At 56.2% G+C, this 24071-nt stretch carries 22 protein-coding genes; all 22 read right to left on the reverse strand.

Annotated features, from left to right (window positions below; genetic code table 11):
• Nucleotides 1-43 precede the first annotated feature (43 nt).
• Nucleotides 44-2197 (reverse strand): peptidase domain-containing ABC transporter, encoded by a 2154-nt coding sequence (locus KXG62_RS21170; protein ID WP_218094008.1) that lies wholly within the window; start codon nt 2195-2197, stop codon nt 44-46.
• Complete coding sequence (locus tag KXG62_RS21175) at nt 2190-2411, reverse strand: hypothetical protein (RefSeq protein WP_218094009.1); 222 nt, start codon at nt 2409-2411, stop codon at nt 2190-2192. Before KXG62_RS21175 ends, KXG62_RS21170 begins: the two co-directional genes overlap by 8 nt.
• Nucleotides 2398-5667: a lantibiotic dehydratase gene (locus tag KXG62_RS21180; RefSeq protein WP_218094010.1), complete on the reverse strand. Its 3270-nt coding sequence runs from the start codon at nt 5665-5667 to the stop codon at nt 2398-2400. Before KXG62_RS21180 ends, KXG62_RS21175 begins: the two co-directional genes overlap by 14 nt.
• A gap of 105 nt (nt 5668-5772) precedes the next feature.
• Complete coding sequence (locus tag KXG62_RS21185; RefSeq protein ID WP_218094011.1) at nt 5773-5943, reverse strand: class I lanthipeptide; 171 nt, start codon at nt 5941-5943, stop codon at nt 5773-5775.
• Between the two features lie 17 nt (nt 5944-5960).
• Nucleotides 5961-7172, reverse strand: a complete 1212-nt coding sequence (locus KXG62_RS21190; RefSeq protein WP_218094012.1) for a lanthionine synthetase C family protein — start codon at nt 7170-7172, stop codon at nt 5961-5963.
• Between the two features lie 126 nt (nt 7173-7298).
• Nucleotides 7299-8003 carry an ester cyclase gene (locus tag KXG62_RS21195; RefSeq protein WP_218094013.1) on the reverse strand — a complete coding sequence of 235 codons (705 nt, stop codon included), beginning with the start codon at nt 8001-8003 and terminating at the stop codon, nt 7299-7301.
• A 391-nt stretch (nt 8004-8394) separates the two neighbouring features.
• Nucleotides 8395-9240, reverse strand: coding sequence for an SDR family oxidoreductase (locus KXG62_RS21200; RefSeq protein WP_218094014.1), 846 nt, complete (start codon nt 9238-9240; stop codon nt 8395-8397).
• Nucleotides 9241-9346: 106 nt separating this feature from the next.
• Complete coding sequence (locus tag KXG62_RS21205; protein WP_218094015.1) at nt 9347-10513, reverse strand: GNAT family N-acetyltransferase; 1167 nt, start codon at nt 10511-10513, stop codon at nt 9347-9349.
• The gene (locus tag KXG62_RS21210; RefSeq protein ID WP_246627559.1) at nt 10482-11846 is read right to left on the reverse strand and encodes a F390 synthetase-related protein; all 1365 of its coding nucleotides are present in this window, start codon (nt 11844-11846) and stop codon (nt 10482-10484) included. The genes KXG62_RS21205 and KXG62_RS21210 overlap by 32 nt, the downstream gene beginning before the upstream one ends.
• A complete protein-coding gene (locus KXG62_RS21215; protein ID WP_218094016.1) occupies nt 11843-12706 on the reverse strand; it encodes an MBL fold metallo-hydrolase in 864 nt (287 codons plus the stop codon). The genes KXG62_RS21210 and KXG62_RS21215 overlap by 4 nt, the downstream gene beginning before the upstream one ends.
• Nucleotides 12696-13694: an NAD-dependent epimerase/dehydratase family protein gene (locus KXG62_RS21220; RefSeq protein ID WP_218094017.1), complete on the reverse strand. Its 999-nt coding sequence runs from the start codon at nt 13692-13694 to the stop codon at nt 12696-12698. The genes KXG62_RS21215 and KXG62_RS21220 overlap by 11 nt, the downstream gene beginning before the upstream one ends.
• Nucleotides 13691-14917 carry an ATP-grasp domain-containing protein gene (locus KXG62_RS21225; RefSeq protein WP_218094018.1) on the reverse strand — a complete coding sequence of 409 codons (1227 nt, stop codon included), beginning with the start codon at nt 14915-14917 and terminating at the stop codon, nt 13691-13693. Before KXG62_RS21225 ends, KXG62_RS21220 begins: the two co-directional genes overlap by 4 nt.
• A complete protein-coding gene (locus KXG62_RS21230) occupies nt 14907-15899 on the reverse strand; it encodes a beta-ketoacyl-ACP synthase III (protein WP_218094019.1) in 993 nt (330 codons plus the stop codon). The genes KXG62_RS21225 and KXG62_RS21230 overlap by 11 nt, the downstream gene beginning before the upstream one ends.
• 194 nt (nt 15900-16093) lie before the next feature.
• Complete coding sequence (locus tag KXG62_RS21235) at nt 16094-16495, reverse strand: Rrf2 family transcriptional regulator (protein ID WP_218094020.1); 402 nt, start codon at nt 16493-16495, stop codon at nt 16094-16096.
• Nucleotides 16496-16769: 274 nt separating this feature from the next.
• Nucleotides 16770-17204, reverse strand: a complete 435-nt coding sequence (locus tag KXG62_RS21240) for a VOC family protein (RefSeq protein WP_218094021.1) — start codon at nt 17202-17204, stop codon at nt 16770-16772.
• Between the two features lie 197 nt (nt 17205-17401).
• Nucleotides 17402-18319 (reverse strand): iron-hydroxamate ABC transporter substrate-binding protein, encoded by a 918-nt coding sequence (locus KXG62_RS21245; protein WP_218094022.1) that lies wholly within the window; start codon nt 18317-18319, stop codon nt 17402-17404.
• Nucleotides 18320-18499: 180 nt separating this feature from the next.
• A complete protein-coding gene (locus KXG62_RS21250; RefSeq protein WP_218094023.1) occupies nt 18500-18682 on the reverse strand; it encodes a hypothetical protein in 183 nt (60 codons plus the stop codon).
• A 222-nt stretch (nt 18683-18904) separates the two neighbouring features.
• Nucleotides 18905-20221 (reverse strand): ABC transporter substrate-binding protein, encoded by a 1317-nt coding sequence (locus KXG62_RS21255; RefSeq protein WP_218094024.1) that lies wholly within the window; start codon nt 20219-20221, stop codon nt 18905-18907.
• Between the two features lie 587 nt (nt 20222-20808).
• The gene (locus tag KXG62_RS21260; protein WP_218094025.1) at nt 20809-21765 is read right to left on the reverse strand and encodes a D-2-hydroxyacid dehydrogenase family protein; all 957 of its coding nucleotides are present in this window, start codon (nt 21763-21765) and stop codon (nt 20809-20811) included.
• Between the two features lie 268 nt (nt 21766-22033).
• Nucleotides 22034-22579: a ribosome hibernation-promoting factor, HPF/YfiA family gene (gene hpf / locus KXG62_RS21265; RefSeq protein ID WP_218094026.1), complete on the reverse strand. Its 546-nt coding sequence runs from the start codon at nt 22577-22579 to the stop codon at nt 22034-22036.
• Nucleotides 22580-22591: 12 nt separating this feature from the next.
• Complete coding sequence (locus tag KXG62_RS21270) at nt 22592-23134, reverse strand: hemerythrin domain-containing protein (protein WP_218094027.1); 543 nt, start codon at nt 23132-23134, stop codon at nt 22592-22594.
• Between the two features lie 311 nt (nt 23135-23445).
• Nucleotides 23446-23973, reverse strand: coding sequence for a DoxX family protein (locus KXG62_RS21275; RefSeq protein WP_218094028.1), 528 nt, complete (start codon nt 23971-23973; stop codon nt 23446-23448).
• Nucleotides 23974-24071 lie beyond the last annotated feature (98 nt).

Raw genomic sequence — 24071 nt, forward strand, 5'->3', positions numbered from 1 at the left:
CTCCACCGGACGTACGGCCCAGCCCTACGTATTCGTTCCTTCTCTATAAACGCTGCGCCCGGACCAGTTCCGCGTATACCCCGCCGGTTCGGACCAAGTCTTGATGCTTCCCATGCTCGACAATGCGGCCTCCGTTCATCACGAAGATCCGATCCGCCTCCATAATGGTGCTTAATCGCTGGGCGATCATAATTTTCGTGCATTCGAGCTTGGACAGTGCCTCCTGTACGCGACGCTCGGTCACCGTATCCAATGCGCTTGTCGCTTCGTCCAGCATCAGGATGACAGGGTCGTTCACCAACGCCCGCGCCAGCGCGAGCCTTTGCCGCTGTCCTCCGGACAAGGAAGCGCCATCCTCCCCCAGCATCGTTCCGTATTTCATGGGCATGGCCATAATATCTTCGTGGATATGGGCCAGCTCGGCGGCAAGCTTGATCCGCTCCGGCGCAGCTTCCAGATCGGCAAGCGCCAGATTGTCGCGAATGGAAATACCGAACAGGTATGGATGCTGGGGAACGACGCCGATCTGCGAGCGTACCCAATGCAAGTCGAGCTTCTGCAGGTCATGACCGTCATACCGAATGTTCCCGGAGCTGGGCTCGTATAATCCGGCCAGCAGTGCAGCCAGCGTCGATTTGCCCGAACCGGAGGGGCCGACGATCGCAATGAATTCCCCCGGCTCAATCGTAATGGAAATATCCGTGACGGCAGGCGAAGATACCGGAGAGTATTGAAAGGATACATGATCCAGAACGACCTGCCCTTGCAGAGGACGAACGGGTGTGTATCTCTCCCCTTCTTGTTCGTGCGGCTTATCCAATATATCGTTGATACGGTCGAGAAAACCGTAAATTTGCTGCACCTGTACGACGGTCGAGAGAAGTCCGGCCAGCGAAGCGAGGTAGCTGCCGGCCAAAGCGCATTGTCCCAGCATCGCGCCAAGGCTTGCGCTTCCATTCAGCACCTGCATTCCCCCGGCAAACAGGATGAATAAGGGAGATCCCACCCGAAGCGCCGTCAACAAAGCATCCATCGTCGCGCCGAGCTGATCTTTTCGCAGCGCCGCATGAATCTCTTGCACAAACAACTGCGTCCATTGCGCTACGGCACGCTGTTCGGCCCCCGTCGCCTTTAGCGTCTCCAAGCCGGCCAGCACCTGTACCAAGAACCCTTGCGATTTGGCTTGCGCTTCCAGCCCTTGCGTGTTAAGGACCAAGTACCGATGGCGAAACAAGAGAAAAAGGCAGCCTTGCAGCAGCCCCAAGCTTACGGCTAATCCGCTGATCAGCGGATTGGTCATAAGCAGCAGGACGAGAAAGAGGCCCGCCGCTGCTCCGTCAAGCAAGCCGGAGAGCACGCCGGTTGTAAGCATATCGCGAATTTTCGTGTTGCTGTTCACTCGGGCCAGCAGATCTCCGGAGGAACGCGCCTGAATCGCCGCATAGGGAAGCTGGACAAGATGGGTAAGGAATTGCACGGTCATGCGGTGGTCTGCATGCGTTCTTAAATATAACAATAGATGAGACCGTACCATCGATCCGAGGAAATGAAATAACGTCATCACGAGGAGGCCGAATCCAAAATAATATAAAAGCTGAACGTCACCCCGGGGCAAAATCCGATCCACCAATGTTCCCGTGAGCAGCGGAAGGCCCATGGAAAACAGTTGAATCAACAAGGAAGCGACGAGAATTTTCCAGAGCAAGCCGGGAAAGCGCACCATCTGCTTGACGTGCCGCCAGGGAGAAAGACGGCTTGCCGAAGCAGTCGGCTGGAAATTTGCTCCCGGCGTGAGAATCAGGCCGATGCCCGTGAAATTTTGGCTAAATTCGTTGTAAGGAATGAGCCTCCGCCCCCATTCGGGATCGATGACCCATACGCCCTTGCGGGAGCAGCGCTCGAAGACGATAAAATGCGTGAATTTCCAATGCAGGATCGTTCCGGTTTGCAGATGAGGCAGATGATCCAAATCAAAAGCGGCTCCCTGCCCCTCCAGTCCGAACCATCGGGCTGCTTGCAGCAGAACATGCGCGTCCAGGCCGCTCCGCCCTCCCCCGGTGACCTGACGCACCTCATCCAGCGGGACGCACTTGCCGTAATAGGCCAGGACCATCGCCAGACAGGCGGCGCCGCAATCGGCTACCTCCATCTGACGAATCACCTCGATGCCTCGCCGCCGGCGGAATAGCTCAGCCATTCGCTCTGCCCCCTGTCGTACCGAAGAGCCCTTCGAGGAGCAAGCTGACGAACTGCCAGCCTGCCAGCCCCGCAATCGTACAGCCGACGAGAAGAAGCCAGAAGGCCAGCGTAAGCCGCGCAGGAACGGGACGCAGCCCGGCGTATCGGGCCGTTGAAGGCTTCAGGCTGTCCAGCGCTTCTCTGCGAAACAGGTCGGGATCATGATTCGTCATGAATGTCACCTCTTCGTGTCCGGCCGGTCTCGGCATCATAGAGACGCGCCAGAAAGTCATATAACACAAGCTCATGGGCTCTGTGCGACGACCGGAGCATCCGGTTCACATGCATATGGATATAGCTCGCTGCGAGCTGTTCCAGGGATACGGTGAGATCTCCTCCGATCGCCGCCTTCCTTAAGTCCTTCACAACCGGCGCAAGTCGCCGGGATCTTTCCGTGAAGACGGAAAAAGCCGGGACGAGCCGATCATCGACGGACGGAGTTGATTGAAGACAGGCTTCCAGACGATTCCGCTCTCTCCGGAACCGGTCGCCCAAGCTGCGGCGGAATGCCCCGTCGATCGCGAATTCCGCTGCGAACCCGTCCCGTGCCTGTGCGACAATAGAGGACTTGGCTTCGGCAGAAAACCTGAGATCGGACAACAGCCTATCGATCCCGGTGATCGAGAGCCGCCATCGATCCTCCCATCCGGCATCGCCGTCCAGCATCTGCATGATACGGATAACCGCTTCGCTATCTATTTGAAAGAGCCTCTCGGCAAGACGCAACCCTGTCATTCCGCCGTAACGCTCCCATTCCGGCATATACGTGTCGACCTGGAATCGCCAAACCGTGCCGTCCCGCAGTTTGGGCTGAATGGCGTCATTCAGTTCCGGGAGCACTTCATTCAGCAGCCGTGCAGGAGCTCCCCTCAGACGAAGCCGAACATGCCAGTCGGGATCTCCGTAACGAATGAAAAACCATTGATCCGCCGCTCCCGAACGCATCGCGTGGGACATGACACGGCTCACTTCTGTTCGGAGAAGCGCATCGACCTCAGCCGGCCCCGCATAAAGCTTGGCATATAGCCATTCCGATCCGGGCGGAAAAGCTCTCTGCACAGACGGACTCATGGTTCTTATTCCATTGGGCTGTATATTGGGCATGGACATCCGGGAGTCAGCGTTTTCATTGGAAGGGATGCGTTCGAAGGGAACGATGAGCTCGTGCACGAATCGTCCCTCCGGTCCCCGGACCACCTGTTCGTCCAGCGAAGGGAATAATTCGGTAAGCCGCACATCCGTACGGTTTTTAACCAGTTCCACGAACGTATCGACAAGTAACACGTTGTTCAAATCCACGAGCAGCTCCCGATCCATTTCCGCGAACAAAAAGATAGGCGGAAGCCGTCTTTCTATACGCCACTCATGCACGGCTCGGAACCGGTCGGCGCCCTTCAATCGGCCAAGCCGGCGCAGCTCATCCTGCGGAATGCGCCATAGAGCTCTGGATAGCACGGTGCGCCCGAACACGACCCGGGGCAGAAACGGCTCAGAGGTGAACGGTCCCCAATCCCAGGCAACGTAATCGGCTCGTCCGTCCCCCTGCAGGTCGCACAAAAACCGGTAAGGCCCGATGCCATGGGCAACGTAATTATGCGCAGCCGATAAGCGCGGAATGACGCGCTTCCCCAGCGCGGCCGACCATAGCATGACCTCCTGTCCGACAACGGAGACGAGCAAGTCCTCGATTGGGATCTGCCGCTCAAGCGGAGCGCCGGATTGTCCCAGAAACGGAATTTCGTAGTCGCGAAGCAGCGGACGGGCAATCAGATTGCCGACCCGTCCTTCCGGAAGATGGACAATCTCCGCGAAGACGGCATCCGGATGAAGCGCCTCCTCCGCGCGCAAATGCTTGGCGACGCGATGGTACAGTTCATGGTCGGCATGGCAAAATCGGCCTAACAGAAGGGCGCCGGACGGACCAGACACATCATGCATCAGCACCTGGAAATCCCCCCGGTGCAGCGCCTCCTCCGTGCGAGCGGCGACCCGAACCATCGCTGCAAAACTGTCCGGCAGCGGGCGTACCCGCTCAGACGATAGCGCCTCAACGTCATGTTCCGTCAGGCGAATCTCCATTTCGCCGCTCGACACGGCGTCATTCAGCTTGCGCAGCAGCATACGCTCGCGCTTTCCCCAAGCAATCTCCGGTTCGCCCGATTCAGGGAAATGCAGCCCGGCCAACAAAGACGATGCATCGCTGGAGCGATCCGCTCCGCCATAACCGATCCCCGCCTCATCGTCGAGCGCCTCGGTGAACGGGACCTGTCTGCCCTCGTACCGCTCCAGAAACGCACTGCGAAACCGATCCATGCGGGACTGCGCTTGGTGTCGAGCCGCTGCATGCAAAGCCTGCACGCCTCGCAAAATTTCTTGGACCACCTCGCGCCCCAATGCAGCCTCACGCAGCGGCTTGACAAGGTCTACTTGATAAAGCTTGGACAGGTCAATCTGCGCCGCCAGAGGCTCAAGCTTATGACTGATGGCCCGATAGCGTTCGATGTCGACGCCGATCCCTCCCCGGTCCAGCTGCGCCAAATCGAGCTTCACCTCGTGCAGTTGCCTGCTTAAGCTGTCGGCCTGCTTCGTGCCGTTCAAATGCTCCAGCAAGCAAGCGGTGGCCTCGCTTCCGGTGACGCAAGCGGACAACGCAGGAACCAGCAGCTGATTGTCAATTAATTCATGCAGAAACGCTTCCGCCTCCGCAATGGATACCTCCGGGTCTTCTTGGGTCAGCGCTTGAGCGAGGTCCGTCAGGCGAGCGCCGGATGCGGCATGGGACATGATCCGATCTAAGTACTCCGTTCGCGCGACAGACACCAGGTGATGGCTGCGCACCTGATCTTGCTGCCTTGCTTCGACATAGCGGAGCTGCGCTCCCATCCGGTACAGACTGGAATTCGGCCGGTATAGCCATTCCTTGCGCAGCGACAGGTCCCTTGCGATCGCTTCCGTCAATGCGCATATATAGTCCATATCGAGCCGGGTATGGCGCTGGTACAAGCTTGAATCCACGAGGCGAATCGCCGTATGATTGGCAACGGCTCCGACAGACGCGCCGGCAAATAGACCAAAAGGCGTCGGCCGTACGGCCATCCGTACGAAATAACGGACCAAGGCGCGCTCGATTTTCTCCCCCTGCCCGCTTTCCGGGTTATTCATCCATAGGGGCAGCTTGCTTGCCAGATCGGGAGACGCCAGGAATAGCGCCTCGCGCACTGCGGGCTGGGCGAACAGGGCAGCGAGCCGGCTTCGCAATCGGGTACGATCCGCCTGAATGGCCGATTCCAGCTCGCCGGGATCGAGCGCTGCGGATGCTTCGGCCCCTTGCGCCCATTGGCTCAGCGCCTCCACAGGCAGCAAGGGAGTGCGAATGGCGAAAAATTCTGCGCTTCGATACATAGACGTCATGCTGCGGTTCCCTTTCATAATTCCCTCCTCTCGGCAGTCGCTGCTCGGACGGTTTGTTGGAACCTAAATCAAGCAACCCCCGAAAAAAACTTTCCGGGGGCCAACCTCTACCGCGCAGTCCGATTAAATCCAGCAGGTTCCGCCGCAGCCGCTCCACCATTTGGTCACGTAAGGCTTACCGCCGGCAGCCTGCTTCAGCTCTTCATCGCTCAGCACCCGCACCGTTTCTTTGTTCAGAACCAATTTTTTTACCTCTTTCGTTTCCGGTGCTTGCTCTTTTTTGAAATCTTCCATGCTCATCTCTCCCATCTTCAATTGGATAATAAATAAATGCGGTCCCACAACGGTTCGATCGATGTAGACGCAGCGAGCAGCGACAGGCCGATTCCGGCTGCGCCGGCCAACATGCCGGGCTCTGGCGTCCAGACGGTCTTTCCGTGCGAACCTGTCAGCGCCAAGTAGCCGCCGATTCCTTGATCCGTTCTCATGTCAAGCGTTCTTCGCACCCACGTAACAGCGGCAGCCTTGAATTGCGTATCACCTGTCGCCCGGTACAACCGATGAAACAGATGCGCCAGACCGGCGGCGCCGTGACAGAAGCCGGCTTCCGCCACTTGCGGCTCTTCGCGCAGCTGCAGGGCGGACCGTCGGCCGATCGCTGCCGCGGTCTGTTCCCAGTGAGGTTGACCGATACGTTGGGCAGCCAGCATAAGCGCCGACGCAACACCCGGATCGCCGTGGCACCATGCGGCCTTGGCCGGTTCCGGCACGATTCCGGGTCCGATGCACCGGGGAAACTGCCCGGCTCCGGAAGAATCGATTCGCCTTGCGAGCAGCCAGCGGATCGCATCGTCCAACAGCCGCCGCACCTTGCTCCTCTCCACACCAAGCGCATAGGCATGGCTTAGGAAGGCGATGACACCCGGAACCCCATGGGCCATCCCCAGATTATAGTAGCCTCCCGGCGCATCGTTCATCCGGGCATCCGCCGGAAGCAGCTCCGGCCCCGTGAACCAAGTGATGCCGTCAGGGTCCTTCACTGCAAGCGAATCAAGCTGGGCGACGACCAAAGCAAGCATTTCCTCGGCAGCGCTGGAGGGCAGCCGTTCACGAGCGTACACGCCGATGCCGACGAGACCGTTGGTAAGGTCAAAATCGCCATGCCAAGGCCTTCGCAGCAGATCCAGAAGCAGCGAATCCACGTCGTTCAGCGTATCCCCGCCTCCGGGTGGTTCGCTCAGGTGAGCAACCGCCCAGGCGATGCCTAACAGACCTTCATACAATGAAGCCGACATTGGCGTCGTGGCGACGGCATCCATCGCATGCTCGAGAAAACGGCAGGACGAATGTCCATCCCCCATACCGGCCCTGTCAAGGTAGTGATAAAAAACCGCCAGACCGGCCGAGCCTCCGCTGAGGGTGGCATCCTCCGCATCGTAATGACGGAGATGAACGGCGATAGACTGTACAACCTCCAAGGCGGTGCCGCGGAGTGCCTCATCCAATATCGGTTCCCAGGACATCGGGCGCTGAACCCCCTTATGAGAGACGGTCGCATTCGAATCTACGGTACTGCGGCTGACAGCTTTCATTATATTTAGTGCGTCAGGAACGCACTACGGCAAAACCACGTAGTAAACTTACGTAAATTACGCATCCATGACGCCGCTGCGGATCGCCCAGGCGATAACGCCGGCCCGGTTGGGGACACGAAGCTTCAGGCGAATATGCTCCTCATATTTCTCGACGGTACGCGGGCTAAGGTGCAGGTGTACGCCGATTTTCTTCGAAGTGCAGCCATGCGCTACGAGCCGAATAATATCCAGCTCGCGTTCCGACAAGAGGATGCAATTCCAATCCGCTTGTGACGCTTCCGAAGCATGTGCCGCTGACGGCTGCTCCATTCCCTTCCAGCCGCGTTCATGAGATTCCGCTGCGGTTTCTTCGGAAACTTTCCACAATCCAAGCTGTCTCATCCATTTCTGTTGATCGACCATGATCCACAGCCCTGATATTTGGTTGTCCACAAAATCAAAGAAGCCCTGCCCCGGCATGGAGAACGATTTGGCGGTTGCGGGAAGACGGTAAAAGCATTCTTCATGCACGCCGGATACCGTTCCCCGCACGGCAACCTTCGCTCCGTCGGAGATGCTGTCTTCCGTCCGGAATTGCAGATGGGAGAAGCTTTTCCAGACTTGGCCGATGAACTGGAGGAACTCCGTACGTTTCATCGTATGTCCCGTATGGAAGCGGGCGGTAAACGTGAAATGGAGCAGCTCGTGTAACCGGGATTCCGTTGTTTTGCTGAATACTTCATCGCAAAAGCGATGGACGATTGCCTGTTTGCTTGCCAAGGATAACCCACCTATCTGCGCGCTTTTACATGATACGTTACGTAAATATGCTCCTTGCCACAACCTTCCATTGTCACAATTTTGGTCATGGTTCGGTCATACGTTCGCAGTCTGAATTAGGGCGCCCGATAGCACGGTTCCCCTCCCTTGGAACCACGAAAAAAAGACTGCCCGCAAGCAGTCTTGTTATTATGTAGTATGACGTATCCGTCTCTTCCCCCATGGTTTAAGATACGAGATCGCCGTTAAAAAGATCAATATTGCCAAAACGAATACGCTTCCGGTCAAAATCATTTTTTGACTATGGAGGTATTCAGGATTATTCGGGCTGAGCAGCTAATGTTAGGGAGTCTTCTTCCGATTCAATCCTTGATTCGGGGCGCCGCCTTGTTTATTTCAGAAACCGCATGATGATCGCTTCGTACCAGCTCCAGGGCAGCAGCGTCCTCCCCCAGACCGCGAGCCTGACGCCTTGGCCCGACATCGTTCTGAATCGAGACTTGGGCGAGCGGACGATCTTGACAATACGACGCGCGATTTCGGACGGGTCCGGAGCGGTCTCGCTCGTCTTCCTGGAGTAGGCGAGCACCTTGTCCAACAGACCTCGATAGGGGGACGCTTCGGAGACATGGATCGCATCGAATCCTTTTCGCCAAATATCGGTGCGGTACGCTCCTGGTTCGATCAGAACGACGCGGATACCGAAAGGCTTCATCTCCAGCCGCAGCGCCTCGCTGAAGCCTTCGACCGCAAATTTGGATGCGCTGTACGGCGCGTACCCCGGAAAAGCCATGAGGCCGCTTACGCTGCTTACGTTGACAATGGTTCCGAAGCCCTGCTTGCGCATATGTGGAAGCACCGCTCGGGTCACCGCAATAAGCCCGAACACATTCGTCTCCATCTGCGCTCGCCACGCCTCCATCGGCACATCCTCGACAAACCCGCCGGCCGCATAGCCTGCATTGTTGATCAAGGCGTCGATGCGCCCGTGCTTCCGTATCGCATCCGCCACGACCGCATGAACGGTTCCGTGGTCCGTCACATCCATGCGGGCTACCTCCAGACGGTCCGCTACCCCCGCCTGGCCCGCCTGTTCAAGCAAAGGTCCGCGGTTATCCGGATTGCGCATCGCGGCAATGACACGGTACCCTTGCTGCGCCAGCGCGACGGACGTCAGAAGTCCGAATCCGCTTGACGCGCCGGTCACCAAAGCGATCTTGGTTTCATGTTCCAGCATCGGCTGTCTCCCTTCTTCCCATAGCTTCTTCCTATAGCTTCGTCCCTTCGGAAATCCGGTCCGTCGGACGACAGCCCTATTTATTACCTGCGCGGTTCAAGCGAGTCTATAACTTGTATTTCTTCAATAGCGGAACGCCAATCCGGTTCAGCACGCTTTGCAAAAAAGCCCAGCTTGCTCTTCGGTGCCAAGGCAGATGAGCATCGTAGACCGCGCTGTACTCGATGTCCGCGATAGCGCCCCGGTTGCGTTTGAACTGAGCCGCACCGGAGCTTTCATGAAGCAGATGGCCGTTCCTTCGTGCCGTATCCATCAGAACCGCAGACAGCATCCGGTACAGTCCGGTTTCCTGCGGAAGCGACGTATCGTAGCCGAATACCGGCGTCGTCATGATCCCGTTCCGGCAAAAATACCCTAAGACCGCATCGATACGGCCCGTCGCTTTGCTGCGCAAAGCCCGAAAATGCAGGAGACGTTCCTTCAGGGCGAGCTCGAAGAACGCTTCCGTGAACTGCGGATTATCGTAAGAGTATTTCTCCAGATAGAGCAAACGGTACAGCTCCGTCAGACGCGGAACATCTCCGGGATGCAGCTCCTCGTGGTCCAGCACTTCATATTGCTTCGACGCGAGCAGCGCATAATCCCGCTTCATCAGCCAACGCGCTTTGGCGTTCATGGCGGCGGGATTCGATGGATGGAGAAAATATACCTGCCGACTTGGCACCAGCCGGTAGCCTTCCTGCCGCAGCGCATCCATCAGTCCGCGATGGGTCGATTCAGTTAAAGAACGGAGCACGATCGCATGCCCGGGGAACCGTTCCCGCGCTAGCTTCGCCACCCGCTTCATCTGAGCGGGAGTGCATGGCGGATATAGATTGGTGGACACCATCCAATTGTTCACGTGGACCGTCCGGTTGAACCGGGATGCCTTGAACAGCCCGCCCATGATCGTAAGCAGCGCCGACAAGACGCATCGGGCTGCGCGGGATTGAATCAAGTACAGCTCCTGCTTCGCATAGCTGACATAGTGTGTGTACGGCGAACATACATAGGAGTTGTCATATTCCTCATCGTTGACCGTGACCGGTATCACATGCTCTCCGGCCTGTACAACGTATAGCTTCGTTCGGATATTTGCAATGAACGTATTGATGGGATGCCCGAGCATGGGCAGTAAGTACCGCCTGGCGTACAAGCCGTCCGCCGTATCGGGCCATGGAAGACCTTCCACGGTGTCCCTTTCATACCAATGAATGTCCGTTCCCGCCGTCAAGCGAAAACCTCCTCTCCACACGCCGCAGCTTCCGTTCTCCCGGTACGTGACGATATGCCGTGAAGTTCACGGCCGGAGGCCTGCTCTTCGTCCGTTCGGCTAACGACCGCAGCGACTCAACAATCGCAAGCTGGGCATCCCTACGGTGCTCGCCTTCACCGGGAACCTCCAGCGCCAGCTCCAATGCATCGGGAGCATGAAGAACGGCATGGTAAGCCGTCACTTCGGCTGAAGACGATACGATGAGCCGGGCGATGAAGTCGGGAAATATAGGAACGAGCCCCTCCCCGCTCGCAGACGGGAAGTAAAATATATCGTCGCAGCGGCCGTCGATGCGGTCAAGCTCCATGTACGGGCTTCCGCAAGGGCAAGGCTCTTTGCGCTCCGTCAGCAAATCATTCAGCCGGTAACGGATAATCGGCTGGGTGATGCGGGAGAAGTCCGTAATGATCGGGACGAACTTGCCTGATGCGCGATCGACGTATTCCTTTTGCACGTACACCACGTCTTCGTTGATATGCAGCGTTCCGTGAGCGCAGGTTGCCGCAAGGAATCCTTCCGTGCACTGATAAACCTGATGCACCGGCAGGCCGAATGCGGCCTCTATCTTGCTGCGATCCAGCGGATCGAGCACCTCGGCTACCGATACGATTTTCCGTGGATGAATAGGCAACCGTCCGTCGCGCCGGAGGTCTGCGAGCAGACGCAGCATCGAAGCCGGGGCAACCAGCAGATCGGGCTGCTGCCGATGGAGCCTGGCCACATGCGACGACAGCGGGTCGAGCAAATCGTAAAATTGAAAATCGATGCGCCGGCTCCCTACGGAACCGTACAAATTGCTGTTCGCCCGCAAGAAAAAGGCGATGCATTGACGGCCATACAGCGGACCCGGCAATAGTTTGGCCAGCGCCGTTCCCGCCCATGCCAGCCGCTCTTCACGGCTGACCAGAAACAATCCCCTGCTGCCCGATGTGCCGGAGGATAAGCCTACCGTCACATCCCCGATCATGGGCGTAAACTCGCGGGTGCGTTCCGCCTCGAGCGCCAGATCCATTGCCGATTGTTTCCGTATGCCTGCGGTATTCAGCCGGTCCAGCTCCTCCATCATCCGGCTTTTCTCGATAACAGGGTAAGACCGCCATTCCTCGATCGGCCGGTCTCCCCATAATTCCCGGTAAAAGTCGGATTGCTTGCGCACCTTCTGTATATGTCGCCGCACCTGCTGCTCCTGCCAGCGTTCCAGACGCGAACGGTCGTGCCCATGCTGGCGCTGCCGGTGTAAAGTCGCCATATAATGCCATACGATATGCCATGGATCGGGCAGCTTCATCATTCCGATCCCCCGTTCACCCTGTTCTCCCACACCTCGGGGCAATGCGAAGGAATAATCCGCAGCGCCGGGAACTCCCGGTGCAGCCGGACCAATCGTTCCAAACTCTGATCGTACTGCCGCTTGCTCTCCATCATCAGCCCGGCGAGCGGATGCGGCGGACGATGCTCCCGGTAGGCCGCGCTCGACCATACCGCGTCTGCGCAGAGCAAGTAATCCTGCTGCTGCGTGGAGAGCAGCAGCCCGATTTGGCCGGCGGCATGCCCCGGCAGCCCGACGGCCAGCAGACTGCCGTCGCCGAGAACGTCCATGGCATCAGGGAACGGATCGTTCACGGGAGGGTCGATCCTCCTCGCGGGGGGAATGATCCGCGAACGCTGCACGAAATCCGCAGGCAGCAGCCCCGGCAGGAACGCTTTCCGCACGGCGGCTATGCCCCGAAGGAGGCGTACGCCTTCATAAGCTTCCTGCGTATAGTAGAACGACGCTGCGGGGAAGTCCTTCAGTCCGGCGATATGGTCGGCATGGAAATGCGAGATGATGATCCCTTTCACCTGCTCAGGCGCAATGCCCACACTTGCCAGCTGCCGGACGGCGTTGTCTTCACTGCGAATCCATACCGGCGTTACGGCCCGGTACAGCCGGTTCGGCAGCTTCTCCGTTTCCGTCAGGAAGCGATCTGCATAGCCGGTGTCCCAGAGAAGTATGCCTGCCTCCGGATGCTCGATGCATGCGAATAATGCCGGAATCCGGATGGCGGCCACCCCGCCGCCGCGAATGGTGATCCATTCCGGGTGCTTGCAGTAACCGGCCGCGAACAGGCGAAGCTTTACTTTTCGTGTTACCGCAAGTCTAGGCGTCATGGCTGCATTCCCTCCACCAGGCTGCAAAAGCATCCAGCCCTTCGTCGATGCTGATGTGCGGGGTGTACCCCAGTTCACTGCGCGCTGCGCCAATATCGAGCGTTTGGCTGCGGCCGATCATCCCCGCGACGGCTCTCGTCAGCATCGGCTCACGGCTGCCCGGCAGCAAGGCAGCCGTGAGCTCCATGAGCGAGGCTGCCGTATAGGCGGCGGCGAAGGACAGCCGCTTCGCATGGAGCGGCTGTCCCAGCTTGCGGAATAACCGCTGCGCCGCTTCGGCGAAAGGCAGCGGTTCTCCATTCGAGATATGATACGTGCGTCCGATCCGATCCGCCGGCGCCTTCTGGCACAGCACCATGGCATCCACGACGTTGTCCACATACGTTAAATCAATCAAGGCGCGGCCTTGATCGATCATCGGCAGCCTTCGCTGTGCATTGGCCGCGATCAGCCGAGGCAGGATCGACGTATCCCCCGGCCCGATCACCGCCCTGGGCCTGATGATGATTGCAGGCAGTCCGGCCGCAACAGCCCGATTCACCGCGTCTTCCGCGAGCTGTTTCGTGGCCGCGTACGAGCTGGCCGGCCGGGCAGGCAGCGGGTCGGTCTCACGCACGTTCATCCTGTGCCCGGAGCCGAAACACACGCTCGGCGTCGACACATGGATCATCCGCGCCGCGCCATGCCGGATGCAGCCTTCGATCACATGCGCCGTTCCCGTTACATTCGTATCGTAAAACTTCTGATACGCTCCCCAGGATGAGGACAGAGCGCCGCAGTGAAATACGGCGTCTTGTCCGGCGCACGCTTCGAGTACCGCTTCCTTATTGCGCAAATCCGCTTGAAGGAAACGAATCCCCCTCGCATGCAGCGCTTGCCTGGCATCCCCGCGTCTGGCCATCGCCGTCACCTCCCAGCCCGCATCGCGAAGCCGGATGGCCAGCCTGCGCCCTAGAAATCCGGTGCCTCCTGTAACTAACGCCTTCATAATTCACCGCCGTTCCACTCGATATCGCAGGTCGATGCCTCGATCAAGGTCAAATGTTGTGCCGCAGCCGTGCGGTACATGTCCAGCAGCATGAACAGCTGCTCCAGGCAGGGAAGCGGGTCGGACCACCGGAACGTCACATCGGCGGCCCGCAGCCATTTGGCAAGCCATGCCGGACAGGCGTCCCAAGGCAGCCGGCCTGTAAGTCCGACGGCAAGCATGGGCAGCGACAGCATCGCGCGGTTGCCCGGCATGGGCTGAACCACCTTATCGTGCAGCGCTTCGGGGCGCAGCAGCGCGGAGAGCAGCTCCGGTTGCCCGGCCAGCAAATGAATGCCGCTGGTCGTTCTTGGGTTGCACTCGATCGGAAACAGCTTGCCTTCCTCCGTTTCGATAAAATCAAACGCGATTTGGCCGTGAAACCTGTCCATCGCGGTGTAACGGGACACCCATGCCAGCACCGCCGGGTGGGTCAGCGTCTCGAAATATACGTTAGCGCCGCCGTTGACTTGATACTGCGCCGCATAAGCCGCATGGGCGGTCAATCTCCCCCTGTGCGCGATGCTGTATGTACATATACCGCGACCGGCAATATACTGCTGGGCGACCCACGGGAAGCTTCGCGGGTCCAGCTTCGCTGCCTCCGCTTCTTCCCTGCTCCTTGCGATGCGCACCTTTGCTGCGGAGCGAGAGTATTCCGGCTTCAATACACAGCCTCCCGCTGCGAGCATTTCCTCCAGATCGCCAGAGCGCGCGAACTCGTGCCAGTCCGCAGCAGAGGGGATCAGCACCGTCTTCGGAACGGCGAAGCCCAGCGCTTCCGCGTGGCGAATAAACTGCCACTTGCTGTGCAGCCTCCGCAGCTGGCCGAGCGGTGCCGTGAACACGCGACACCACGAGCTGAGCCTGTCACGGGCGCTTGCTATGACGAACAGCTCCTCGCACGTCGGGATCAGCCAATCGATCTTTTCCTCCCGGATGATCGCTTCGAGCGCTGCGACGAAGGAAGCCGGCTCATCGGCCGGCGGCGGCACGCGGAAGCTTCGCTTCACGAATCGCGAAGTCCGGCATAGATGATGCGCCGCGCTTTCCGCCGCGATCACCACGCAGCCGGCCGCCGCCAGCAGGCGCGCCAGCTCCAGCGCCGCCGGGGCGCGGCCGCCTGTAATCAGCACCTTGCAGCCGCGCGCCTTCGGCAGGGAAGCTTCGCGATCAGTATACAAAATCGATGCCTCCTAACGAAAATCCGGCCGATGTCCCGAGCAGCAGCACACGATCCCCGCGTTCGATTCGTCCCTGACGGACAGCCTCGTGGAGCCCCATCGGAATGGAGGCTGCGATCGTATTGCCGCGGTCCGGCGTAATGTACATGAGTTGTTCCTCCGATATTCCAAGCCTTCTACTGAGTAGCCTCATCGCCATCGCGCTGCCCTGATGGGGAATCACCAGCCGATAGTCGCCGATCCTGCTTCCGGTGGCCTCCAGTATCCCTCGCAAAAAATCCGGCAGCAGCCGGGAAGCCATCCGAAAGATCGCTTCGCCGTTCATATCGAACAAATAGTCGGCTTCTGCCGCTTCGCGATATTCGCTGGCATGCAAGGCGCTTCCTCCGCCGCGAATTTCGGAATAGCGCGCCCCGCTGCTGTACGTTTGCATCGCGGCATGCAGCAGCCGGGATGGCTCGCCGGCGGATTGTTCGATCACTACAGCGGCCGCTCCGTCTCCGAACAAGGCCGCGCTTTCTTTTTGCTGCCAGTTCAAGCCTTTGGACGCGACCTCCGTCGAGACCAGCAGTACCCTCTTGTACCGCCCGGCATGAACCATATAGGACATTACATCCAGTCCCGTCACAAAGCTCAGGCAAGTGGAATTGACGTCGAATGCAGGAACGCCGGAGTGCTCCTGCCCCATTGCCGTTTGAATCAAGGCTGCAGTGCATGGAATCGGCTGCTCCATCGTCGCACTTGCACAGACCAGGCAATCGATTTGGCCGAACGTAAGCCCTGCCGCTTCAAGCGCCTTCTGCGCAGCTCTCGCTCCCATCTGGGAAGCCGTCTCCTGATGTATAAAATGTCTCGTATGCACATTTGTTTTTTTATTGACCCAGCCCGGCCTCACTTGCAGCCTGGCATCCATTTCCGTATCGGTAACGACGCGACCGGGCAAATTGATGCCCGTGCCTGCGATTTTCACGTTGAGCGCCATGGTTATCCTCCGGTATGCAAAAATTGTGTCATATTCATTGTATAGCAATGCACGATAATTCCTAGTACTAAGTTGCTCTAGTACCGAGTACCTAACGAGCCGTTCCTTTCCGCCCACACGAAGCAAGGAGCAGCTGCCTCGCGGCAATCTGCTCCTTCTCCACCCCGAAAACCTTATATGATCAACGCCGCCGTTTACAATGAAAGCTTGACATTTTTGGCCAGATCGGACAGCTTTTGTCGTTGCAAGTAGGCCTCCATCTCCGACTCTGCGGCCATCATGACCTCTTGAATCTTGCAATCGGGGCCGTGATCGAAGTCGCAGTCGAACAAGGAAGCCGTCCCTTCAATGGCGTGAATGATGTCAAGAAACGATATGTCCTCCCATTTCCGCTTCAACCGGTAACCGCCGTTGGCGCCGGAAGCGGATTCGATCATTCCCGCTTTGACCAGCTTGGTCAATATTTTGGACAAATACGTGGGTGAAACCGACTGCTGCTCCGCGAGCTGCTGAACCCCAATATGTTTGTCCGGCGTCGCCGCGACAAGAAACAGCATCGTGTGCAGGGCATAATTTGTCGCTTTGGAAAACTTCATTGCGCTTCCTCCGTTCAATCCGAGACTTTGTATATCTACAATAGCTTGAAGGTGAGAAGCTTGTCAAACAGGGAACAATGCGTAATAAGATCATACGTTCGCCACGTCAAGTGCTGTCAAGTACCATCAAGAGCGGTTCGCCGTCTACAAGCTTCCTCCTGTGAATGGCGCGATGTGCCGTCCGCCAGCTTGTTCTTCTTTAACACGTGAAAAAGCCCCCTGTTCAACCGTGAACAGGAGGCTTGATCAGCCGGCCATATGGAATGGCGATGCGTTATGGCTTCGGGTGCTCCGCAGCCACATTGACTTGGAAAATAACGCCGAACTTGTCTTTTAACATACCGTACAAGGGGCTCCACTCTGTCTTCTGAAGCGGCATGACGACGTGTCCGCCGTCTTCCAGTGCGGCAAAAATTCCTCTTGCTTCGGACTCCTCGCTGGGATGAAGCGCAATCGTTACCGTATCGCCCGGCTGATGAGGCATGCCCGGGAACGTATCGGAGAACATCAATTCCCCTTCCCCTACCTTCAAAAGCGCATGCATGACGCGGTCCTTGGCCCCTTCCGGCAGCGGATAATTCGGGTCCGCCGGCATATCTCCGAAGGTCGTCAAGCTTAGCAATTGCCCTCGCAGCGCTTTCTCGTAGAAGAGGACGGCTTCTCTCGTATTGCCGTCAAAATTCAAATACGGATTCAATCGGATCGTCATAAGGTTCACAGCTCCTTTGGAATGGGTGGCTCATCTGCAATTATAGTAGCATAATCATGGCAGCTGTATTTCTTCTCGATTGCTATGATTCATCATTTATTATGTGCAGGAAAAACCTTCCGCATCCCTTTCCTTTTGAAGCTGACAGCCTGATGCTAATCGCAATGGCGAAGCGCAGCTGTCGTACCGGTCGCAGCCTATTCTTTTCCCAGAAAGCCTTTTTTGAAAATGCCCAGCAAATATTCCAGCGTAATCGGATCGCTATATGTTGAAGCTTTCTGATCGATTTCAATCAAGCGGTTATTTTGAACCGCAGGAATCTTGTTCCATATGGCCGATTTCTTGAATGAAGCATCCCCGGCCAAGTCTCGGCTAAGTATCAGATAATCGCCTGCGTATTCCGGCAAAACCTCTTGGGACAGCAAGTAGTAGCCGGGTCCGAGCGCGTCGGACTTGACCTTCTCCGGCATCTTCAGTCCCATCGCTTGATACAAAATCTCGGTACCTCGAGCCCATTTGTCGCCGAATACATAGAAGTTTTTTGCATCCGTTTCGAACACCGACACGGTGACATTCTCGCCGAGCTTGGATTTGATCTCCTTGCCTGCCGCTCCCGCGCGCTGCTTGAAATCGTTGATCCATGCCTGCGCTTCCTTTTCCCTGTTCAGCAGCTTTCCAATCTCCAACTGCTGCTGCAAATAATCCAGCTTGCCCCAAGTATACATGACGGTAGGCGCGATTTTGCTGAGCTCGGCCATATTTTTCATTTGCGCGCCTGCAATGATCAGATCGGGATTTTGCGCCGCAATTTTTTCCAGATCCGCATCCGATACAATTTGAACACCCTCCAGCTTCTTCGTGAACAGCGGATTCTCCTTCGTCCACTGATCTACGCCGACCAGCGTTCCGCCGAGTGCGAGCACGTTCGGCGCATTCGTCAAGGCAACGATCCGCTTTGGTTGAGCCGGGACCTCTACAGGTCCGCTTTCGGATGGGTACGTTATGGTAGCGGAACCTTGGGTAGATCCGCTCTCCTGGTGGCTTGCCCGGCTGCCGCATGCGGTGGATACAATCATCAACAGCAGCAGTAAGGCGATGAACAGCTTGTTTTTCATTTTCATGCCCCCAAACGAACAAATTATTGATAATGATTATCAATGTCAATGACATGGTATAGTATAGCGTTATGACCATTATGTTGTCAAAGGACAATTCCGGTCATGACTTGCACGCAAAGAAGCCGGCCGCTCTCGTACACAGAGCAACCGGCTTATGAACCGTTTATTATAGTACGGCTATTTCCCCGAGGCTTGCTTACTTTTCTTCCATTCCATTCGAATGCGGATCATTCCGGTAATCGCCAGTAGAAAGACGATATTCCGGTCAAGCATCGAAAACGTTCCGTCATTGATCCATAAAAGAATCGTAATTAAGCCAATCCATATGTTGATGGCGATATATTCCATTATTGTGTTCATGAACAACATCCTTATTGAGCGAATTTGTGCCGTTCATGAAAGTATACCAGACCTGATCGTCATGCGACAAGAAATGATGCAAGGTATGTGTTGCATCCCAGCGCGTGCCTCTGGTTCCGCGAACCGATGCGTAGCGGCATGCTGGCCGCTCCCGATACGAAAAAACGAACACTGCATGATGACGCCAGTGTTCGTCTCTAACCTTTTTCGCTGCGTATTTCTTTATTGCTTCATTAATTCGGCAATCTTCTTGTCGGCCGCATCCTGCGTCTCGCGGAGAACGGTGTTGATATCCTTCTTATTCAGAGCCAATTCCGCCCGCATGTTGCGGATGAGCGCCTGAACTTCTTTATCGTATTTGTTAGGCGTCGGCGTTGGCGTAGCCGGGTATTTGAAGATCGCCGCCGTATTTTTGCTTTTCAGCATCGGGTTCTCGGTTCCGAATACTTTCTCAAGTTCCGGGTCGTTCAATACGGGAATCCGGGAGAACTTACTCATCTGCATTTGCAGCTCTTTGGAGGTGAGCAGCTGAATGACCTGCATCGCTTGTTCCTTATGTTTGCTGCCCTTGCTAATGATCAGCATATTCGTCAGCGCATGACGATTTTTGCCTTTCCGATCCTCATAGGTCGGGTTCGTTGCCATATCCCAGTTCGGTGCGCCGCCCTTCTCTTCGGCCTCGATCAACTGACTGAGGATTTTGGAAACCCAGTCGGCCTCCATAGCCAGCCGCTTATCCTTCATGAACGTGCCCTCGGCATAAGCGTACGATTTCCCCGTGACGACGCCAGGAATATCATAGTTCGCTTGGAACAGCTCCAAAATTTTCCGGTACATCGGAATATCGACGAGCGCTTTATTCGTCTTCGGATCGACGAACGCCTGCGTATAAGGACTAATGATATGGTCGGGGAAGCGCGGGTCCCAACCGATATATTGAACGCCGTCCTGCAATCTCGTCACCTTGCGGGCCAAATCCAGCACTTCGCTCCAAAGCATGTCATCCTTCGGATACGGGACGCCAAACTTGTCGAAGATGTCTTTATTGTAGAATAATGCCCCGGTGTTGCGGCCTACGGGAACGCCTTGCATTTCTTTCCCGTTCGGATCGAGATTACGGATGGCTTGCACATTTTCCGGGATAAACTTGCTGAGGTCCAGCTTGGATCTGGTGATCAAATCCGTTATGTCTGCAGGCAGATCAAGAGCCACGAGCGGCATGTGCCAGTCGTTATCGGAAAAAATGAGATCTGGCATTTCTCCGGCAACGATCAGCTTGTCCAGGCTTCCTTCCATTTTTTCCAGCGTAATGTGCGGATATTTCGCTTTAAGCGGGTCCACAAAGAACATTTTATACTCGACATCCGTGAGGCTTACATTGGCAAAAAACTTTAAGGTAACGGGATCGGTAGATACCTTGAATTCAGTGTCTCCCGTTTTCGTATCGCCCGAAGCTGCCGGCTTGGCAGAAGAACAACCTGTTACTGCCAAGGCTGCGATCAGCAGCGGCAGCGTAATTTTTTTTAACGGATTAATCATTGTGACTCTCCTCTTTGACGTTAAGATTCGTTATGTTTTTTTTGTCTAGTTCACTTCTTCATTCACAGACCGCCTTCTCGCATCGCCATCGGCGCATCGGTACTTACGCCTGTGCGGCATGACGTTCAAAGACTCCAACCACCCCTTTCAACAAGCAAGCGCCGATCTTCCTGCTGTAGACGCCTATGGCTTGTGACGCCAGAATGCCCGCTACCCTCGCTCCCCCTTCGTTCTTGGACCGATCATTGTACAGCGGAACTGACATTGTAATGCAAGTGCTTTCAACCCATTGGTTGCGTTTACAACCTAATATCGCTTTAGACGCCGGAATCTGGATCCCCATCGAAACGTTTCATCCGGGCACAAAAAAACCTTACCCATGTAAACATACCCGACCGCAATAGTGCGGTAGGATATGGTTACGGGTAAGGTTTTCTCCAGGACTCAAGCCTCTGCCGTAAGCGATATGAATAATATTAATATAGAACCTGAGTAAAATAATGTCAATCTTTAAATTACGCGGTGTCGTTCGAAGCGTAAGATTACGACCCCGTGCGCCACCCTCGCACAAGCGGTTCAAGCGGCAATCATGTGAGCATCCGAACCGGCGATCCGGCTAAATACGCTTCAATATCTTGGACCGCATCCCCATAGAACGCCTCATAATTCGCTTTCGATACGTAACCGATATGCGGCGTCGTCAGCAGATTCGGAAGCGAGCGGAACGCGTGATCCTTCGGCAGCGGCTCCACCTCGAATACATCGACTGCGGCACCGGCGATCCAGCCGTTCCGCAATGCTTCGGCGAGCGCCGCTTGGTCTACGATCGGAGCGCGCGACGTATTGATCAAATACGCTGAGGGGCGCATACGCTTCAGCTCCGAAGCGCCGATCAACCCGCGGGTCCGATCGCTTAGTACAAGGTGAATGGACACAAAGTCGCTGCTCTCCAGAAGCTCCTCCTTGGACGCGGCCAATTTCACGCCGACCTCGTCGGCCCGCTCCTTCGTCAAATTTTGGCTCCACGCCAAAACGTCCATGCCGAACGCTTGTCCGAACGCGGCGATCTTGCTGCCCAGCTTCCCCAGTCCCAGCACGCCTAGCGTCTTGCCGTACAAATCCGTCCCGACCGTGCTCTGCCACCCGCCGCTGCGAACGGCATTGTGCTCCAGCACAATGTTGCGGGCGAGCCCGAGAATCAGCGCCCACGTGAGCTCGGCTGTCGCGTTGCCGGCGCCTCCCGTGCCGCATACGGTAATGCCTTGCGAAGCGGCTGCGGCCAGATCGATCGACGCATTGCGCATGCCGGTCGTAACGAGCAGCTTCAAGCGCGGAAGCCGGGCAAGCAGCGGCGCACGGAACGGTGTCCGTTCACGCATCATGACGACAATCTCGCAGTCGCCGATCTGTTCGACCAGCTCATCCGGATCGTCGATATGCTGATGGATGCATTTGACCTCCACCTTGTCCATAATCCGCGTCCAATCGGCTGCGGCCAGCGCCACTTGCTGGTAATCGTCCAATATCGCACAGCGAAGCTTCATCACAATATTCCTCCTTCGAAATCCGGCTCGGTACAGGATCGCCAACCGGCAGCCGCCGACCAGAGCGACGAATCCCCGAACGCTCGCATATTTCGCACTCAATGTAGTAACAGTATATTCCTGTCCCTCTAGGTTGTAAACTACGGAGCCTTCTCGCGATTGTGCAGTATAGATACAGCGCCTGGACATTTGTGGATCTCCATATGACAACCAGGAAAAGCCGAATATATACAAAATAACCGGCATAAGCAGCCGGTTATTCGTTAAATCAAGTCGTAATCAGTCCGTACGTGCCGTCGTTCCGCCGATACACGACCTCCAGCTCGTTCGAAGCTTTATTGCGAAACAGATGAAACTGATGGTCCAGCATATTCATATGCCAGATCGCTTCGTCCACATCGACCGGTTTCACCGGCACAGTCTTGATACGGACGACGGCAAACTCGTCCTCCTCGTCTACCGCCGTCGCTTCTTCATGAGATTCGGGGCGGGTCAGCAGCGCCGGGTTATGCGGATATCTGGCCTTACGTCGCGCCTTTTCCTTGAATTTGCGCAGCTTCCTCGCCAATTTGTCACTGACCAGGTCGACCGCAGCATACATATCCGGCTGGCGCTCTTCAACTCGGAAGACGACCCCGCGGTACGGAATCGTTACCTCGACTCTCTGCTCATGCTTATGTCCTTGTACGGCCATGGACACCTGGATGTCTACCGGGCTCTCAAACCACTGCTGCAAAGGGCCCAGCTTGTGCTGGGCATATTCCTGCAGCGCCTGCGTCAGTTGCATTTGTTTACCGTGAATGTGAATAGCCATGGGTAACGCCCCCTAGGAGAAGAAATAATCTACATCCGTCAATATTTGATCGGTCAAAGGGTACACCAGCTCTTCCTCCATCTGAAGATGGCCTTTCAAAATATGGCATGCTTGCGCCAGATGCTCCGCCGCGCCGATGATTTTGACGTTGTCATCGGAGACGGTCAAACGATCCGCCAAATCCGTGAAGGCGTCCAAATATACATTGGCCAGCTCATGATCCTTCTCAAGTACCCAGAAGGATGGGATAATGGAAGGCCCGTCACTCTTATGAAAGTATTCGTTCAAAAACGGAAACAGTACTTGCTCCTCCCAGGCGGAATGTTCTTCGAGCTTGGCGAGCAGTTGGGTGGTGTCTTGCTGCAAAGCACGGATCGTGCGCACCTGCAGTGCAGCGTCGCATCCTTCGAATACGTCCATTGCCTGCTGCTCCATCCGTTCGATCGTCTGCTTCAACGCTTCATGTTCTTCCTTCAGACGGACCAAAGCGTGGAACAATTCCGTCGGATGAGCGGGCTCGGCTACCGGCATATCGGTTCTCGTTCGCGCAGCCATCGGGTTCCCTCCCCTATTGCCAGTTTGATTTCTTTACATCTTTATTGTATCGCTCTTGAGCCGCATACTCTGTGAAACAAATCACATTATTAGCATTATTTTGTCAACAAGTTCATTCTGCCCCCAACCTTCCACACCACAGGAATGGCTGCATCGGACATTAAACGGAATGTGAAGCAGGTACAGGCCGCATTCCTTACGGAATAACGGCCTGTGAGATCATGTGCTTTTCAAATTTGTATCATGCACTTGGCTGGAACGTTCCGCCGCAACGGAGCTTGGTTCGAAGTTTGCTGCATGCATACCGGGAATTAAGCGCGAGTCGGTGTAGGCTTAGCGCCTGTTCCTTTGTTTTTCGGAGCAAACCATTTGTTCAAATAAGGCAGCACGTAGTAATCAACGCCGAATTTCCCTGCATTCGCACCGGCCATAAACACGATGCCACCAAGCAAAATCAACCAAGGGTTCGTGCTTACGGTACCTGCAAACATGAACATGAAGTTCATCAACAGGCCGAAGAAGGCAGCCGCCGTCGTCAGTGCACCGAGGATCAGGCCAAGCCCGACCAAAAACTCACCCAGCGGAATCATCACATTAATGAGCTTTACGTTCGGCAGCGCGAAGTGATTGACGAAGCCGGTAAACAGCGGATAGATGAGCTCTCCTGTTTCTTTATCCGCGATCGGTTTCGTCACTGCATTTTTGAGGAACCCTCCCGCGTCGAACCCGCCTGTCAGCTTGTGGAGCCCTGCGATGAACCACTCATATCCCAAATAAAGACGAACAAACAACAGAATCATTGCTGCGTACCGGTTTTCTCTAAGCCAATTGACTACCATGACGATCATCTCCCAAATATATAATGGTTGTTTAAATATTCCTTTTCACATCTTGAATGTACACGAATCGAGCACAATAGTATGTGAATAAAATCACA

This window comes from Paenibacillus solanacearum (genome assembly GCF_910593845.1).
Classification (GTDB): Bacteria; Bacillota; Bacilli; order Paenibacillales; family NBRC-103111; genus Paenibacillus_G; species Paenibacillus_G solanacearum.

Excerpts from the sequence above, each read along its gene's own strand:
- KXG62_RS21185 (WP_218094011.1), bottom strand. The coding sequence starts at position 5,943 with ATGGAAGATTTCAAAAAAGAGCAAGCACCGGAAACGAAAGAGGTAAAA.
- KXG62_RS21240 (WP_218094021.1), bottom strand. The coding sequence starts at position 17,204 with ATGACGATCCGATTGAATCCGTATTTGAATTTTGACGGCAATACGAGA.
- KXG62_RS21260 (WP_218094025.1), bottom strand. The coding sequence starts at position 21,765 with ATGAAGCTTCGCTGTGCGATATTGGACGATTACCAGCAAGTGGCGCTG.
- KXG62_RS21275 (WP_218094028.1), bottom strand. The coding sequence starts at position 23,973 with ATGGTAGTCAATTGGCTTAGAGAAAACCGGTACGCAGCAATGATTCTG.
- KXG62_RS21235 (WP_218094020.1), bottom strand. The coding sequence starts at position 16,495 with ATGAAGTTTTCCAAAGCGACAAATTATGCCCTGCACACGATGCTGTTT.
- KXG62_RS21230 (WP_218094019.1), bottom strand. The coding sequence starts at position 15,899 with ATGGCGCTCAACGTGAAAATCGCAGGCACGGGCATCAATTTGCCCGGT.
- hpf (WP_218094026.1), bottom strand. The coding sequence starts at position 22,579 with ATGGCTATTCACATTCACGGTAAACAAATGCAACTGACGCAGGCGCTG.
- KXG62_RS21270 (WP_218094027.1), bottom strand. The coding sequence starts at position 23,134 with ATGGCTGCGCGAACGAGAACCGATATGCCGGTAGCCGAGCCCGCTCAT.
- KXG62_RS21200 (WP_218094014.1), bottom strand. The coding sequence starts at position 9,240 with ATGCTGGAACATGAAACCAAGATCGCTTTGGTGACCGGCGCGTCAAGC.
- KXG62_RS21170 (WP_218094008.1), bottom strand. The coding sequence starts at position 2,197 with ATGGCTGAGCTATTCCGCCGGCGGCGAGGCATCGAGGTGATTCGTCAG.
- KXG62_RS21215 (WP_218094016.1), bottom strand. The coding sequence starts at position 12,706 with ATGACGCCTAGACTTGCGGTAACACGAAAAGTAAAGCTTCGCCTGTTC.
- KXG62_RS21250 (WP_218094023.1), bottom strand. The coding sequence starts at position 18,682 with ATGAACACAATAATGGAATATATCGCCATCAACATATGGATTGGCTTA.
- KXG62_RS21175 (WP_218094009.1), bottom strand. The coding sequence starts at position 2,411 with ATGACGAATCATGATCCCGACCTGTTTCGCAGAGAAGCGCTGGACAGC.
- KXG62_RS21180 (WP_218094010.1), bottom strand. The coding sequence starts at position 5,667 with ATGAAAGGGAACCGCAGCATGACGTCTATGTATCGAAGCGCAGAATTT.
- KXG62_RS21220 (WP_218094017.1), bottom strand. The coding sequence starts at position 13,694 with ATGAAGGCGTTAGTTACAGGAGGCACCGGATTTCTAGGGCGCAGGCTG.
- KXG62_RS21210 (WP_246627559.1), bottom strand. The coding sequence starts at position 11,846 with ATGATGAAGCTGCCCGATCCATGGCATATCGTATGGCATTATATGGCG.
- KXG62_RS21245 (WP_218094022.1), bottom strand. The coding sequence starts at position 18,319 with ATGAAAAACAAGCTGTTCATCGCCTTACTGCTGCTGTTGATGATTGTA.
- KXG62_RS21255 (WP_218094024.1), bottom strand. The coding sequence starts at position 20,221 with ATGATTAATCCGTTAAAAAAAATTACGCTGCCGCTGCTGATCGCAGCC.
- KXG62_RS21190 (WP_218094012.1), bottom strand. The coding sequence starts at position 7,172 with ATGTCCTGGGAACCGATATTGGATGAGGCACTCCGCGGCACCGCCTTG.